This window comes from Gordonia sp. 852002-50395_SCH5434458 (assembly GCF_001665905.1).
GTDB lineage: Bacteria > Actinomycetota > Actinomycetes > Mycobacteriales > Mycobacteriaceae > Gordonia > Gordonia jacobaea.
This window is the reverse complement of record NZ_LZTC01000023.1, coordinates 75,509-90,289: the sequence shown is the minus strand read 5'-3', so window position 1 is coordinate 90,289 and position 14,781 is coordinate 75,509. Positions and strand designations below refer to the sequence as shown.

Genomic DNA, 14,781 nt, shown 5'->3' with positions numbered 1-14,781 from the left:
CTACTCAGCGATCGGTGTCGACGATGTCGACGCGCACACCACGGCCACCGATTCCGGAGACCAGGGTGCGCAACGCGGTTGCCGTGCGACCGTTACGACCGATGACTTTTCCGAGATCCTCGGGGTTGACGTGCACCTCGACGAGGCGGCCTCGCCGACCGGTGATCAGCTCGACGCGCACGTCGTCGGGGTTGGCAACGATTCCGCGGACGAGATGTTCGACCGCGTCGGCGACGACAGCGCTCACGCCTGGTCCTTGGCGTCGCCGGCAGCAGCCTCAGCGGGAGCCTCGTCTGCGGCAGGCGCATCGTCGGCCTTCTTGGCGGCCTTCTTCTTGGGGGTGGTCGCCTCGGCGACGGGCTCGCTGTCGGCGGCGGCGAGTGCCGCGTTGAACAGGTCGAGCTTGGAGGTCTTGGGCTCGGCGACCTTCAGCGTGCCCTCGGCGCCCGGAAGACCCTTGTACTTCTGCCAATCACCGGTGATCTTGAGGATCGCGGCGACGGGCTCGGTCGGCTGTGCACCGACACCCAGCCAGTACTGCGCGCGCTCGGAATCGACCTCGATGAGGCTCGGCTCTTCCTTCGGGTGGTACTTGCCGATGGTCTCGATCACCCGGCCGTTGCGGCGGGTCCGAGAATCTGCGACGACGATGCGGTACTGCGGGTTGCGGATCTTGCCGAGCCGCGTGAGCTTGATCTTGACAGACATGTGTTGTTTCTCCAGTGGTCACTGCGCAATTCAGCGGCCAGCCGGAAGTGGCGGACCCGGTTTTGCGATCTATTCAGGTGTGACCGTCGGGCGGTGCGTAACCGGTCCGACGAACCGAGGATCCATTGTGCCAGACGGCACCGGGGAGGAGAAATCGCCGCGAGTGCGGCGCTGTCAACGCGTATGGAGCATGCGGATGCCCACCCCGCGACAAGGCAACCGCATGCTCCATACGACAGAAACGGACCCGCAGGCCACACAACCGCGCTCGGCCCCCCAGCGCGAGCGTTGCGCGTGGCCCTACCGAAGTCGGGACCGCCGACGCGCCTCAATGCAACGTGAGTGCCACCCTACTAGGCGGTAATAAGGGAAACCACGGCATGAAAGGTGGCGTACCTCACACCAGATTCGTCGCCGGCCCAGCGTCGTGACCGTCAGACGACGTGACCGCCCGCGCACACAACGGCGCGGGGGCGCCGGAGCGTCGAGAGATCCGCCCGAGGATCGTCATCGAGGACGAGGAAGTCGGCGCGGTCACCGTGCTCGAGAGTTCCCGCTCCGAGCCAGCCTCGGGGTTCGGTGGTCGCCGATGCGAGAGCGCCTGCGGCACCGAGGCCGATACCCGCGAGCCGCTCGATCTCGTCGACGATGCGCCCGTGTCCGATGAATCCACCGGCATCGGTACCCGCGTATATCGCAACGCCCGCCTCGCGCGCCGCGGCGAAGGTCTCGGGCGCATCGGCATGTAACTTGCGCATGTGCGCGGCATATGTCGGATATTTGTCTGCGCCCGCTGCGATCTCGGGGAAGTTGTCGACCTGAATCATGGTGGGCACCAAGGCAATCGAGTTCTCGACCAGCAGGTCGATCTGATCGGCGTGTAGGCCGGTGCCGTGCTCGATGCAGTCGACGCCCGCCGCGATGAGGTCGTCGAGCCCGTCGCTGCCGAACACATGCGCCGTGATGCGAGCACCCGCGTCATGCGCCGCAGCAACGGCGCCGTCGAGTTGGGATCGGGTCCACAGCGGGGCGAGGTCGCCTACTTCGCGGTCGATCCAGTCACCGACGAGCTTGACCCAGCCGTCGCCTGCAGCAGCCTGTCTGGCCACCTCAAGGGGTAGGTCGTCGGGGTCGTCGAGTTCGATGCCGTATCCGCGCAGGTACCGCTTCGTGCGCGCGATGTGCTTGCCGGACCGGACGAACAGGGGCCCGGCGTCGGCGTCGAGGGGGTGGGTGTCGAGTGGTGAACCGACCTCGCGGATCAGTAGTGCACCGGCTTCGGCGTCGGCGCGCGCGAACGCGCGGGCCTGCTCGATGGTCACGCCGAGTCCTGGCGCGATCCCCACATGATTGTGGGCATCGACGAGTCCCGGAACGATCCAGCCGTCGGTGGCGACGGTCGTGGCGTCGGGCACCGGCTCGCGTGAGATGGTGTCGCCAACCACCCACAGCTCGACGAGCTCATCGGTCAACGGATCGTGACCGCGATAGTGACGTGCCGTCGACGATCCGCGACCGCTCACGGCTGCTACTTCTTCTTCGGCTGCTGGAACTGCGAGATGTCGATGCCTTCGAGGCCCGGCGGCAGTTCGTCGAGACCAGCAGGCATGCCCGAGAGATCGGGGAAACCACCGGGCATACCGGGGAAACCGCCGCGGACCTTCGGTGGTGTCGGTCCGCGTCCCTTGGCTTTGCCCTTCTTGCCCTTGCCCTTTTTCCGGTTGGTCTTGCGAGAGCCGCCACCCAAGCCCATGCGGCCGGACATCTGGGCCATCATCTTGCGAGCCTCGAAGAACCGGTCGACAAGCTGATTGACCTCGCTGACCGTGACACCCGAGCCGTTCGCGATGCGAAGTCGGCGTGAGGCGTTGATGATCTTCGGGTTGTCGCGCTCGGCGGGAGTCATGCCCCGGATGATCGCTTGCACGCGGTCGAGTTGCTTGTCGTCGACCTGCGAGAGAGCGTCTTTCATCTGGTTGGCGCCCGGCAGCATCCCGAGGATGTTGCCGATCGGTCCCATGCGACGCAGCATCTGCATTTGCTCGAGGAAGTCCTCGAGTGTCAGCTCGCCCTGGCTGATCTTCTGTGCGGCGGCCTCTGCCTGCTCGGCATCCCAGTGCTGTTCGGCCTGTTCGATGAGGCTGAGCACGTCGCCCATACCGAGGATGCGGCTCGCCATACGGTCGGGGTGGAAGACGTCGAAGTCCTCGAGCTTCTCACCGGACGACGCGAACATGATCGGCTGGCCGGTCACCTCGCGGACCGAGAGAGCCGCACCGCCGCGAGCGTCACCGTCGAGCTTGGTGAGCACGACACCCGTGAATCCGACGCCGCTCTGGAAGGCTTCCGCGGTGGCCACCGCGTCCTGACCGATCATCGCGTCGACGACGAAGAGCACTTCGTCGGGCTGGGTTGCCTCACGGATGTCGGAGGCCTGGCCCATCAGCTCCTCGTCGATACCGAGGCGACCGGCGGTGTCGATGACCACGACGTCGTAGTGGTGATCGCGGGCCTCGGCGACGCCTGCACGCGCGACGGCGACGGGATCGCCGTGGCTGACCGTGCCCAGGTCGCCCGCCTGGCCGATGCTGGTCCCGGGATCGGGCGCGAACACCGGGACACCCGCGCGCTCGCCGACGATCTGCAGCTGGGAAACGGCACCCGGCCGCTGGAGGTCGCAGGCGACGAGCAGCGGAGTGTGGCCCTGTTGCTTGAGCCAGTGGCCGAGCTTGCCCGCAAGGGTGGTCTTACCCGCGCCCTGCAGGCCCGCGAGCATGATGACGGTCGGCGGGTTCTTGGCGAACTGCACGCGCCGCGTCTCGCCACCGAGGATGCCGATGAGCTCCTCGTTGACGATCTTGACGACCTGCTGGGCAGGGTTGAGCGCCTGCGAGACCTCGGCGCCCTTGGCGCGCTCCTTGATCCGGGCGATGAAAGCGCGCACCACGGGAAGAGAGACGTCGGCCTCGAGCAGGGCAAGACGGATCTCACGTGCGGTGCGGTCGATGTCGGCGTCGGACAGGCGTCCCTTGCCGCGCAAATCCTTCAGCGCACCGGTCAAGCGATCGGAGAGGGAGTCGAACATTGGTCCAGTGTCCCATGAGCCGACGTGTGCTCGCCGCAGCGGTGCGTCTCGCGTTCACCCTGCCGACCGTCGACAGGGTGAACGCGATCGTCAACTGATCGGGACGCCCGAGCGTCCGGAGCCGGTCGTGCCCGCGGCGCCGCCGTCGTTGTCGTCCTCCGAACGCGGCTGAGGCGGTGGACATGCCGCGATCACGGCATCGGCCAAGGCGGTACGCGCCTGCGGGGTGTCGTCGGCCAGACGTAGACAGAAGTTGTCGACGACGGTCGGCCCGAGCGTCGTCACCTTCGCCCACCGGACGTCGGCTCCCTGCTGCTCGATGACCTTGCTGACGCGACTGAGCAGGCCCAGGCGGTCGTCGGTGCGCAACTCCATCAGCACCTCGTCGTCGGACGGCGCGGAGGCCCAGAGGACCCGCGGCGGAGCGATGGCGAACAGCGCGGGCACCGCGTTCTTGGGATGCCCGGCACCATCGACGGCGGGATCGGTGCTTCCCGCCGCGGCACCGGCTCCGATCCCCGGTGCGGCATTGACCGAGCCGATCGTCGGGATCGGCGAACTGCTTTCGCGCGCATCGAGACGCTCGATGACGTCGATCTTGCCCTCCACGGCTGCGATCAACTGCTGGCGAAGCAGACCGGCCTCCGGCGGCGAGCCGAATGTCGGGACCACGACAAACGTGTTGACCGCGCGGCGTTGCCCGTCCGACGTCTCGATTCCCTGAACCGTCGCGGAGTGCGACCGCAACCCGTTCAACGCGACGACTCCCGCCATCTTCGACAGCAGACCCGGCGTGTCGGGTGCGACCATCACCACGGTGAACGTGTGCGGTCCCTCCCCCGGCGTGATGCTGACCGCATACTCACCGGACTCTGCGAGTGCACGCGTCTGCGCACTGAGCGGTTCGGGCTCCTCGGGGGTCTCGCCGTCGATCAACCGCATCGTGCGTCGGACGAGATCGTTGATCAGCGACGCTTTCCACTCACCCCACACACCGGGACCCGTGGCCCGTGAATCCGCTTCGGCAAGTGCCGCAAGTAGTTCCAGCAGCACTCTGTCATATCCGAGAGTCTCTGCGACCTCTGTCGCGGTCGCCGGATCGTCGAGGTCGCGTCGCGTCGCGATCGACGGCAGCAACAGATGATGACGCACCAACTCCGACAGCACGTCGACATCCTGCGGCCAGAGTCCGAACCTGTTGCCCACCTGTACCGCCAGTTCGGCTCCGACGATGCTGTGGTCGGCACCGCGTCCCTTGCCGAGGTCGTGGATCAGCGCCCCGAGCACCAGCAGGTCGGGTCGCGAGACGCGGGTGGTCATCGAGCTCGCGTAGGCGGCGGTCTCGACGAGGTGACGGTCGACGGTCCAGGTGTGCACCGCGTCTCGTGGCGGAAGGTCACGGACCGCACCCCACTCCGGCAGGAGTCTGCCCCACAGTCCGGTGCGGTCGAGCGCCTCGATGGGATCGATCATGTGGTGCCCGGAACCGAGCAGCACCAGCAGGTCGCTCAGCGCTTCTGCCGGCCACGGCTCGCGCAGTTCCGGTGCGTAGTCGGCGAGCCGAGAAAGCGTCGAGGCACTGATCGGCAGTCCGGTACGCGCCGACGCCGACGCCACCCGAAGGATCAGTCCTGGATCTTTGCTCGGAATCGCGTTGCGCGCCAACACGATCTCGCCGTTGTGCTCCACCACGCCCTCGTCGAGCGGACGTCGGATGGGCGATCGCCGCAGCTTGGACAGACCGCGGCGCGGTAACGCATTACCCGCAGTCCGCAGGCCGACGTCGATCGAGTAGCTGATCGTGCGGGCGGAGTCGCTGATCACGCGCGCGAGGTCGAAGCGGTCGCCGATCCGCAACGATGCACCCATCTCGTCGGCGTCCTGTGCGCGCACCTGCTCCCGGGGCCGTCCGGCGATCCGGTGCAGTTCGGTACGGATGTCCAACAATCGGTGATAGGCCATCTGCGGCCCCGCATTCGGCGAGTCGGGGCGCAGGCCTCCCATGCCGTCGGTGAGTTGCGCGATCGCCAGCGCGCCGAGGAGTTGCACGTCGCGTAGGCCGCCGCGACCGTTCTTCAGGTCGGGTTCCGCGCGATGCGCGATATCTCCCGCGCGACGCCATCGATCCTGTGCGTGCTCGACCACTTCAGGGAAGCGGTGCCTGATCTCGGTGCGCCACTGCTGGCGCACTCCCCCGATCAGCAGCGACGACAGATCCTCGTCGCCCACGATGTGGCGCGCTTCGAGCAATCCCAGCGCGGCCGTGGTGTCCTCGGCGGCGACCTGCAGGGCCTGAGGGACCGTGCGCACGCTGTGATCGAGCGGAATGTTGGCGTCCCACAATGGATACCAGAGTCCGTCGGCAACTTCTGAAAGCCGTTCGACGGCGAGGTCGTCGTGCAGCAGGATCAGGTCGAGGTCGGAATGCGGAAGCATCTCCCCGCGCCCGAGTCCGCCGACGGCGACGATCGCGAGTCCGCTGTGCGGCCCGATCCCGAGCTCGGCCGCCTTGCTTGTCAGCCAGAATTCGTGCAGGTCGACCAGAACCTGCCGCAACCCGGGGGCGTCGAGCCTCCCGGCACCGGTGGCCTCGGTGAGTTGCTTACGGGTACGTGCCAGGTCGGTCGCTGCGAGTGGGCCACCGCCTGGTCCCATTCCGGGCCGTGGCCCCGCATCCGACGAATCGTCGGACGCAGGGCCACGGTCGGAGTTGACGAAAGGCAACGGGCCTACAGAGCGTCTGCGCCGCGCTCGCCGGTTCGGACGCGAACGACCGACTCGACCGGGGAGACCCACACCTTTCCGTCACCGATCTTGCCGGTTCGCGCGGCCTCCACGATGACATCGACGACCTTGTCGACAGCCGCGTCGTCGACGACGACCTCGACTCGTACCTTGGGAACGAAGTCGACCGAGTATTCAGCGCCGCGGTACACCTCGGTATGGCCCTTCTGGCGACCGTAACCCTGCACCTCGCTGACGGTCATTCCCAGAATCCCGGCCTGCTCCAGGCCGGCTTTGACGTCCTCAAGCGTGAACGGTTTCACGATTGCGGTGATGAGCTTCATTGGTTATCCCTCTCCACAGGATTCAGCGTAGTAGTCAACGACCGGGGATTCATGCCAGTTCGTACGCGGTCTCGGCATGTTCTGCCTCATCGATGCCACTCTTCTCCTCATCGGGCTTGATGCGCCAGCCGAGCGGCTTGAGCACCAGAGCGATGATCGTGGTGAGAACACCGGTGAACGCGAGTGCGAATGCGGCGATCACGATCTGCACGACGAGCTGCTTGTAGTCGCCGCCCCAGAACAGGCCGGTGTCCTTGGCCAGGAAGCCGATGCCGATGGTGCCCCAGAGTCCTGCGACCAGGTGAACACCGACGACGTCGAGCGAATCGTCGTATCCGAACTTGTTCTTGAGCCCGATGGCAACCGCTGCGAGAGCACCCGCGATCACGCCGAGGATGAGCGAACCAACCGGCGTCAACGCGCCACAGGCAGGGGTGATGGCGACGAGACCGGCAACGATGCCCGACGCCGCGCCAACGCTGGTGGCGTGCTTGTCACGAACCCATTCAACCCCGAGCCAGCCGATCATCGCCGCCGCAGTTGCGGCAGTCGTGTTGACCCAGACCTTGCCTGCTGTCATGTCCGCGGCGAGCTCGGAGCCCGCATTGAAGCCGAACCAACCGAACCACAGCAGTGCGGCACCGAGCATCACGAACGGGATGTTGTGCGGCCGGTAGGCGGTCTTGCCGAAGCCGACACGGGCACCGACGATGATGGCCAACACCAGACCGGCCATACCGGCGTTGATGTGGACGACCGTGCCACCGGCGAAGTCGATCGGCGCCACGTTCGCGGTTCCGTCCGAGTTCGTGCCGAACATCCATGACGCGAAACCCTTTTCGGCGTTCGACATCAGACCGCCGCCCCACACCATGTGGGAGAGCGGGAAGTAGACGATGGTGGACCACAGCACCGAGAACACCAGCCAGGTGGAGAACTTCACGCGCTCTGCAACAGCACCCGAGATCAGGGCGACGGTGATGACGGCGAAGGTGAGCTGGAAGGCCAGGAAGACAATTGCGGGAAGGTGGGTATCGACGCCGGTCCACAACACATATGTCGGCTTGTCTTCGGTACCCGCCGTGTTCATCAGCTGATCGGATCCGAACAGCGAGAACGGATTCGAGAAGATGCCCCAGATGTCGGAGTCACCGGTGACGGTATTTCCGAATGACTCCGAAAACCCCCACAGGACGTAGACGATGCTGACGGTCGCAACCGAGCCGAACGACATCATCATCATGTTCAGAACTGCTTTACCCCGAGACAAACCCCCGTAGAAGAAGGCCAGCGCTGGAGTCATCAGAAGAACCATCGACGCACTGGCCAGCATCCATGCTGTATTGCCGGCGTCAGGCTCTCCGAAAACACTATCCGGTAGTGCAGAGACCACTGTAGAAAACCTCCTCAGAGCGCGCCGACGGCTCGGCGCCTGCAAAGACTCTGTCGGGAAGTGGTTTCAGCTGTGGTGCTCCCGTGTTTCGAGCGTGTGAACCAAAGCCCGATTCACATTTCGCGAAGGTAAATCGCCAGGTGAATCGGACATGGTCTCAAAGGTTTTTCGCAGCTTACAGAAGCGCGTCGATGAACGCTTCCGGGTCGAACGGCGCGAGATCGTCGGCTCCCTCGCCGAGTCCGACGAGCTTCACCGGGACGCCGAGCACCTCTTGGACGTTGAACACGATGCCGCCCTTGGCGGTTCCGTCGAGCTTGGTCAATGCGACGCCGGTGATGTCGACGACGTCGGCGAAGACCTTCGCCTGAGTCAGTCCGTTCTGGCCGACGGTGGCATCGAGGACCAGGATCACCTCATCGACCGGAGCCTTCTTCTCGACGACTCGCTTGACCTTTCCGAGCTCGTCCATCAGACCGGTCTTGGTATGCAGACGTCCCGCTGTGTCGATGAGCACCACGTCGACGCCCTCGTCGATCCCCTTCGCGACGGCATCGAATGCCACTGCCGCCGGGTCGGCCTGTTCCTTGCCGCGCACGATATCTGCACCGACGCGCTCGCCCCACGTCTGTAGCTGATCTGCCGCCGCGGCGCGGAATGTGTCTGCCGCGCCGAGCAATACGCGCCTACCGTCGGCGACGAGCACGCGCGCGAGCTTGCCCGTCGTCGTGGTCTTGCCGGTGCCGTTGACGCCGACGACGAGTACCACCGCCGGTGTGTCGGCATGAGGCAGCGCGCGGATCGAACGGTCGAATTCGGGGTGTAGTTGTTCGACGAGCACCCGGCGCAACAGTGCGCGGGCGTCGTCGGCGTTGCGTACCGGATTGGTGGCCAGCTCGGTGCGGAGCCGTTCGATGACCGCTTCGGTCGCGGCCGAGCCGAGGTCGGCCATGACCAGTGTGTCCTCGATCTCCTCCCAGCTCTCCTCGTCGAGGTCGCCTGCACCGAGCAGCCCGAGCATGCTCTTGCCGATCGCGCCCTGCGACCGCGACAGACGCCCGCGGAGCCGCCCGAGTCGGCCTGCCGGCGGCTCGATCTCCTCACGCGGCGGAGCTGTGGCCGCGGCTTCCTCATCCTCGATCTCGTCGATCTCTTCGATGATCTCGTCGGGACTCTCACCGACCGACTCGACGATCTCCTCGAACAGCGGGGTGGTGACCGACGAATCGATGTCCTCGTCGAGCGGCACCGATTCGCTGGTCAGCGCCGACTCTTCGGTGGTCGCAGCGGTATCGGTGGTGTCTGCGGTCGGTGCCGTGGTGGCAGTCGCAGCGGTGTCGGTTGTCGCGGTGTCTGTTGTCTCGGTGTCGGTCGCAGCGGCGTCGGTCGTGGCAGTGTCTGCTGTCTCGACGTCGGCGGTATCGGGCAGCGTGACGTTGGTGATGCCGCGACGTTCCGAGTCGCGCGGGACCGATGCGTCGTCGCCGACGCCGGGCTGACCGTCGACCTCGGTCCGCTCGGTGGGCGCGATGGTCGGCTCGGGTGGTTGCGCGACAGCGGTTCCCGACGCCGCACCACCCTGGCTGAAGCTGAAGCCCGACGACGCCTTGTACCCGCCTGAGCGATCGACCTGCGGTTTCGAGCCGTCGACCACTTGTGTCTGCTCGTCGTCGTGGAGGGAGATGCGTCGTCGACGCGCGAGGACGAGACCCGCGACGATCAACGCGAGGATGACGACGACCGCGATGACGATTCCGATGATGATTCCGGTGTTCACTGCTTCTCCAGTTCTTCCCGCATATCTCGGGCTGCGTTGTCCATCGTGCTCCTCCGCCGACCAGCGGAAGGGGCGTTCTCTATGTTGGCGCCCTGTTTGTCATGTTGGCGCCCTGTTTGTCATGTTGGCGCACTGTTCGTCGTCGCTGTGGTCGCATCCGGCACGTCGGTTTCCTGCCCGCCGACGCCGTCTCCCCCGTCGGTGCTGTCTCCACCCACTGCCGGCTGAGCGGTTGCCGTGACCGCGACGTTCTGGCCGCGCAGACGCTGTGAGATCACCGTCGTGATGCCGTCACCACGCATGCTGACGCCGTAGAGCGCATCCGCGACCTCCATCGTCGGCTTCTGGTGGGTGATCACAATGAGCTGCGACCGTTCACGCAACTGCTCGAAGAGGGTGATCAAGCGGCGCAGGTTGGTGTCGTCGAGCGCTGCTTCGACCTCGTCCATCACGTAGAACGGTGAGGGTCGCGCGCGGAAGATCGCCACGAGCATCGCCACGGCGGTCAGCGACTTCTCGCCACCCGAGAGCAACGACAGCCGCTTGACCTTCTTGCCGGGTGGCCGCGCCTCGACCTCGACTCCCGTGGTCAGCATGTCTCCGGGTTCGGTGAGGATGAGTCGACCTTCGCCGCCGGGGAACAGCGTCGAAAAGACTTGGGAGAACTCGCGTTCGACGTCGGCGTAGGCCTCGGTGAACACCTGCAGGATGCGCGCGTCGACGTCCTCGACCACGTCGAGCAGATCCTTCCGCGCGGCCTTGACGTCCTCGAGTTGCGCAGACAGGAAGCTGTAGCGCTCTTCGAGGGCGGCGAACTCCTCCAGCGCGAGGGGATTCACCTTGCCGAGGGTATTGAGGTCTTTCTGCGCTTTCTTCGCGCGCGCTTCCTGCGTCGCGCGGTCGTACGGCAGCGGCGCGGGCGCGACGACGCTCTCGCCGCGCTCCTTGGCCTGCTCGTACTCGGACATCTCCAACGCCGAGGGCGGCATCGGGACGTCCGGGCCGTACTCGGCGATCAGATCATCGGGCGACATCGCGAAGTTCTCCAGTACCTGCTCCTCGAGCTGCTGGATGCGCAACGCGGACTGCGCGCGGGCGACCTCGTCGCGGTGCACGGAATCACGCAGGGCGTTGAGCTGATCGGTGAGTGCCGCCGCTCGACTCTTCAGCGCCTCGAGGGTTTCGGTGCGCGCGGCCTTGACCTGCTCGAGCTCGTCGCGACCCGCCTGTGCTGTTGCGACAGCGCCGACGAGACGTTCGGAGACCGCGGTGGCAGCCTGGGCGACCTCGGCCGCCACCTGCGCCGCGACCCGACGAGCCTCGTCCTGGCGTCGGGCACGTTCACGGGCGTCCCGTTCACGTTGGGCGGCACGACGAAGCGAATCGGCACGGCCACGCACCGACGCGAGGCGCTCCTCAGCGGTACGCAACGCCAGACGCGCTTCCATCTCACTCGAACGCGCACCGGCGACGGCAGCGGCAGCCGCCGAGCGTTCGCCCCCGTCTCCCCCGACCTCGTCGGGTTCGGACGTCGACTCGTCACGCGCCAGGCGTAGGCGTTCCCGCAGCTCGGCGAGGGTGGTGAGCATGTCGCCGCGACCGTCTTCCGCGCGGTCGCGCTGCCGCGTGAGCCGGTCGGCCTCCGACTGTGCCGCGCGGACTTCCTGACCCAGTCGGGCGAGTTGCTCGTAGGCTCCGCCGACGGCCGCATCCGACTCGTGCAGCGCGGCCAACGCCTCTTCGGCGGCCTCGCGGCGGGCGCGCTGTTCGGTCAGTGCACCTTCGAGTGCCGCCTGCGTCTCCTCGGTGGTTCGATGCGCTGCGGCGAGATCTGCGGTTGCGGTGTCGATCGCCGAAGTGACCTCCAACGTCGACGGACGACGCGACGATCCGCCCTCCACCGACGCAGGGCCGATGCGGTCGCCCTCCCGCGTGACGCACCGGAGGCCGTGCCGTACCGCGAGGTCGACGCCTTGCTCGGCGTCGTCGACCACGACGACGTCGGCTAGTAGATGATCGACGGCACCCTTGATCTGCGACGGCGCGGTGACCACGGAGCTCGCCCAGACCGCGCCGTCGGGCAGCGCGACCTCGCGACGCGGTGCGGCGTCGTCGAGTCCGCCGAGGAGCAACGACGCCCGGCCGCCATCTCCGGTCTTCAACGCCTGCAGCGCGCGGACGGCAGCGAGCGCGTCGACCGTCGCAATCGCGTCGGCGGCGGGCCCAAGCGCTCCGGCGATGGCCGTCTCGAAACCCGAGTCGACAGCCAGCAGGTCCGAAACGGAGCCCGCCAAACCCTCCGGCGCATTCTCGAGCAGCCACGCACCGCCGTCGTTGCGTTCGAGGCCCACCGAGAGCGCCTCGATCCGCGCGGCCAGCGACGCGATCCGCTGCTCCGCCTCACGTTCGGCGGCCTGCAGCGACGCAACCCGCTCATTCGACAGATTCAGCGCCGCGACGCACCGCTCGTGGTGTTCGTCGAGGCCCTGCTCCGAGGCCTCCATCTGGCTCAGTGATTCGGCTGCCGAATCCTGTTGCTGCGCAGCAGTTTCGGCGCGTTCGACGGCGGCTGCGATCGCAGCGGTGAGGCGCGACGCCTCGGCGTCGACGCCGTCGGCCTTGGTCTGCAGACTCTCGACCTGTCCCTCGAGCCGCGCGAGTCCCTCGCGTCGGTCGGCCACCGCACGCACCGCGGCCATGTGAGCCTGCTCCGCCTCCGCGGCGACGCGCTCGTACTCCTCGAGTTCGAGCTTGGACACCTCCAGCGACTCGGCGGCAAGCGAAACCGCCTCGGCCATTTCGGCCTCGGTGAGCGCGGCCTCCTCAGCCTGGCGTTCGAGTTGTTCCGGATCGGGACCGCCGGAGCTGGCCGTCGGCTCCGCGAGGTAGCGGCTGCGTTCGGTTGCGACCCGATTGGTCGCGTCGACACGCTCGGCGAGCGCCGACAACCGGAACCACGCCTGGCCTGCCGCCGCGGCAGCGGGAGTGACCTGGGCGAGATGGTCGGTGTGCTCGGCGACCTCGGCATTGACGGTGTCGAGTTCTGCGGTGACCTCGTCGGAGCGTCGTCGAATCTCTTCTTCGACAGCGGTGTGCTCGGCCATCTCCGTGCGTCGGGTCACCAGGTCGTCTGCGGCCAACCGCAGTCGTGCGTCGCGGAGATCGGCCTGCACCGTCTGAGCTCGGCGGGCAACCTCGGCCTGCCGTCCGAGCGGTTTGAGCTGTCGCCGCAGTTCGGCGGTGAGGTCGCTCAGACGCGCGAGATTTGCCTGCATCGAGTCGAGCTTGCGAACGGCCTTCTCTTTGCGCTTGCGGTGCTTGAGGACTCCTGCCGCCTCTTCGATGAAGGCACGACGGTCCTCCGGCCGCGATTCCAGAATTGCCGCGAGACGGCCCTGCCCGACGATGACGTGCATCTCGCGCCCGATACCCGAGTCGGACAGCAACTCCTGCACGTCCATCAACCGGCACGAACTCCCGTTGATCTCGTACTCGCCCGCACCGTCGCGGAACATCCGTCGCGTGATGGAGACCTCGGAGTATTCGATCGGCAGAGCGCCGTCGGAGTTGTCGATCGTCAGCGTCACCTCGGCCCGACCGAGAGGCGGCCGACCCGACGTCCCGGCGAAGATGACGTCTTCCATCTTGCCGCCACGCAGCGCTTTCGCACCCTGCTCGCCCATCACCCACGTCAGTGCGTCGACCACGTTCGACTTACCCGAGCCGTTGGGGCCCACCACGCAGGTGATGCCGGGCTCGAATCGCAGAGTCGTGGCCGACGCGAAGGACTTGAAGCCCTTCAGGGTCAGGCTTTTCAGGTGCACGACCGTTAAGCCTACCCATCACCCGATGCAGGCAGGCGCAACCGGGCAGGCGGTTGAGCGGCGGATCAGCGTTCGACGAATCCTTGCAGGTCATCCCGTGGCGCATCGAAACGTTCGACGACGAGGTCGACCCGACCGGGAGTGTCGCCCGAACGCAGCAGGTCGAGTAGCGCGTGCGCCTGCGGCTCGGCCCCCTCCGCGACGACGAGCACCCGCCCATCGGCGAGATTCGTCGCAGAACCGACCAGGCCGAGCTCCAGGGCGCGCGAGCGCGTCCACCAGCGGAACCCGACGCCCTGAACCTGTCCGTGAACATGCGCGGTCATCCGAACGACCTGGTCGGAACCACTCATCGGGGCGTCAGTCGCTCTCGATGACGAGTTCGACCTCAGTGCCCGCCTTGAGCGTGCGGCCCACCGTGCACACCGAGTCGATCGCGCGCTCGACGACCACCAGCAGTCGCTCCGCAGCGGCGGGATCGAGTTCGGACAGGTCGACGTCGAGCACCTCACGCAGGCGCGGGTACACCTCGTTCTCGCGGTCGGCGTCGCCCGAGACGCGGATCGTCGCGTCGTAGTCGTCACCGAGGCGACGTGCGAGCGGGCGGTCCGACGACATCCCGGTGCATGCGGCAAGCGCGATCTTCAGCAGCTCACCCGGTGTGAACACGCCGTCGACGTCCTGCGAGCCGATCAAAACTTCCGCACCACGTGAACTCTTGCCGGTGTAGCGACGCGTACCGGTCCGCTGCACCCACAACTCGGTGTGTGCCGAGCCGGCATCCGATACCTGCGGCGCCGCTGTGGTCGCGGACGAATTCTCGCTGGTCATCTGCGCGATGACTCCCTTCGCAATCGACGACGGCGCACCCGAGGCGCCGCTCGCAATAGTAGAACTGCTTCCGATGCCGTCTTATGCCGCGACAT

At 66.7% G+C, this 14,781-nt stretch carries 11 protein-coding genes; all 11 read right to left on the bottom strand.

Annotation, left to right across the window (positions count from 1 at the left end):
- Nucleotides 1-4 precede the first annotated feature (4 nt).
- Nucleotides 5-247: an RNA-binding protein gene (locus A5785_RS05335; protein WP_005176668.1), complete on the bottom strand. Its 243-nt coding sequence runs from the start codon at nt 245-247 to the stop codon at nt 5-7.
- Nucleotides 244-708, bottom strand: a complete 465-nt coding sequence (gene rpsP, locus A5785_RS05330) for a 30S ribosomal protein S16 (RefSeq protein ID WP_005205007.1) — start codon at nt 706-708, stop codon at nt 244-246. Before rpsP ends, A5785_RS05335 begins: the two co-directional genes overlap by 4 nt.
- Nucleotides 709-1,142: 434 nt before the next feature.
- Entirely contained in the window at nt 1,143-2,231 is a 1,089-nt protein-coding gene (locus A5785_RS05325; protein ID WP_064864812.1) for an amidohydrolase family protein, read from the bottom strand.
- Nucleotides 2,232-2,236: 5 nt separating this feature from the next.
- A complete protein-coding gene (ffh, locus tag A5785_RS05320) occupies nt 2,237-3,793 on the bottom strand; it encodes a signal recognition particle protein (protein WP_064864809.1) in 1,557 nt (518 codons plus the stop codon).
- 90 nt (nt 3,794-3,883) lie between these two features.
- Nucleotides 3,884-6,517, bottom strand: coding sequence for a [protein-PII] uridylyltransferase (locus A5785_RS05315; RefSeq protein WP_064864806.1), 2,634 nt, complete (start codon nt 6,515-6,517; stop codon nt 3,884-3,886).
- Between the two features lie 5 nt (nt 6,518-6,522).
- Nucleotides 6,523-6,861, bottom strand: coding sequence for a P-II family nitrogen regulator (locus A5785_RS05310; RefSeq protein ID WP_005176661.1), 339 nt, complete (start codon nt 6,859-6,861; stop codon nt 6,523-6,525).
- Between the two features lie 49 nt (nt 6,862-6,910).
- Nucleotides 6,911-8,254: an ammonium transporter gene (locus A5785_RS05305; RefSeq protein ID WP_064864803.1), complete on the bottom strand. Its 1,344-nt coding sequence runs from the start codon at nt 8,252-8,254 to the stop codon at nt 6,911-6,913.
- Nucleotides 8,255-8,429: 175 nt separating this feature from the next.
- Complete coding sequence (gene ftsY / locus A5785_RS05300) at nt 8,430-10,031, bottom strand: signal recognition particle-docking protein FtsY (RefSeq protein WP_064864800.1); 1,602 nt, start codon at nt 10,029-10,031, stop codon at nt 8,430-8,432.
- A 119-nt stretch (nt 10,032-10,150) separates the two neighbouring features.
- Nucleotides 10,151-13,855: a chromosome segregation protein SMC gene (smc, locus tag A5785_RS05295; protein ID WP_064862210.1), complete on the bottom strand. Its 3,705-nt coding sequence runs from the start codon at nt 13,853-13,855 to the stop codon at nt 10,151-10,153.
- A gap of 65 nt (nt 13,856-13,920) precedes the next feature.
- Nucleotides 13,921-14,181, bottom strand: coding sequence for an acylphosphatase (locus tag A5785_RS05290; protein WP_064862225.1), 261 nt, complete (start codon nt 14,179-14,181; stop codon nt 13,921-13,923).
- A gap of 34 nt (nt 14,182-14,215) precedes the next feature.
- Complete coding sequence (locus A5785_RS05285) at nt 14,216-14,686, bottom strand: OsmC family protein (protein WP_064862209.1); 471 nt, start codon at nt 14,684-14,686, stop codon at nt 14,216-14,218.
- Between the last annotated feature and the right edge of the window lie 95 nt (nt 14,687-14,781).

Excerpts from the sequence above, each read along its gene's own strand:
- A5785_RS05310 (WP_005176661.1), bottom strand. The coding sequence starts at position 6,861 with ATGAAGCTCATCACCGCAATCGTGAAACCGTTCACGCTTGAGGACGTC.
- A5785_RS05285 (WP_064862209.1), bottom strand. The coding sequence starts at position 14,686 with ATGACCAGCGAGAATTCGTCCGCGACCACAGCGGCGCCGCAGGTATCG.
- ffh (WP_064864809.1), bottom strand. The coding sequence starts at position 3,793 with ATGTTCGACTCCCTCTCCGATCGCTTGACCGGTGCGCTGAAGGATTTG.
- A5785_RS05290 (WP_064862225.1), bottom strand. The coding sequence starts at position 14,181 with ATGACCGCGCATGTTCACGGACAGGTTCAGGGCGTCGGGTTCCGCTGG.
- rpsP (WP_005205007.1), bottom strand. The coding sequence starts at position 708 with ATGTCTGTCAAGATCAAGCTCACGCGGCTCGGCAAGATCCGCAACCCG.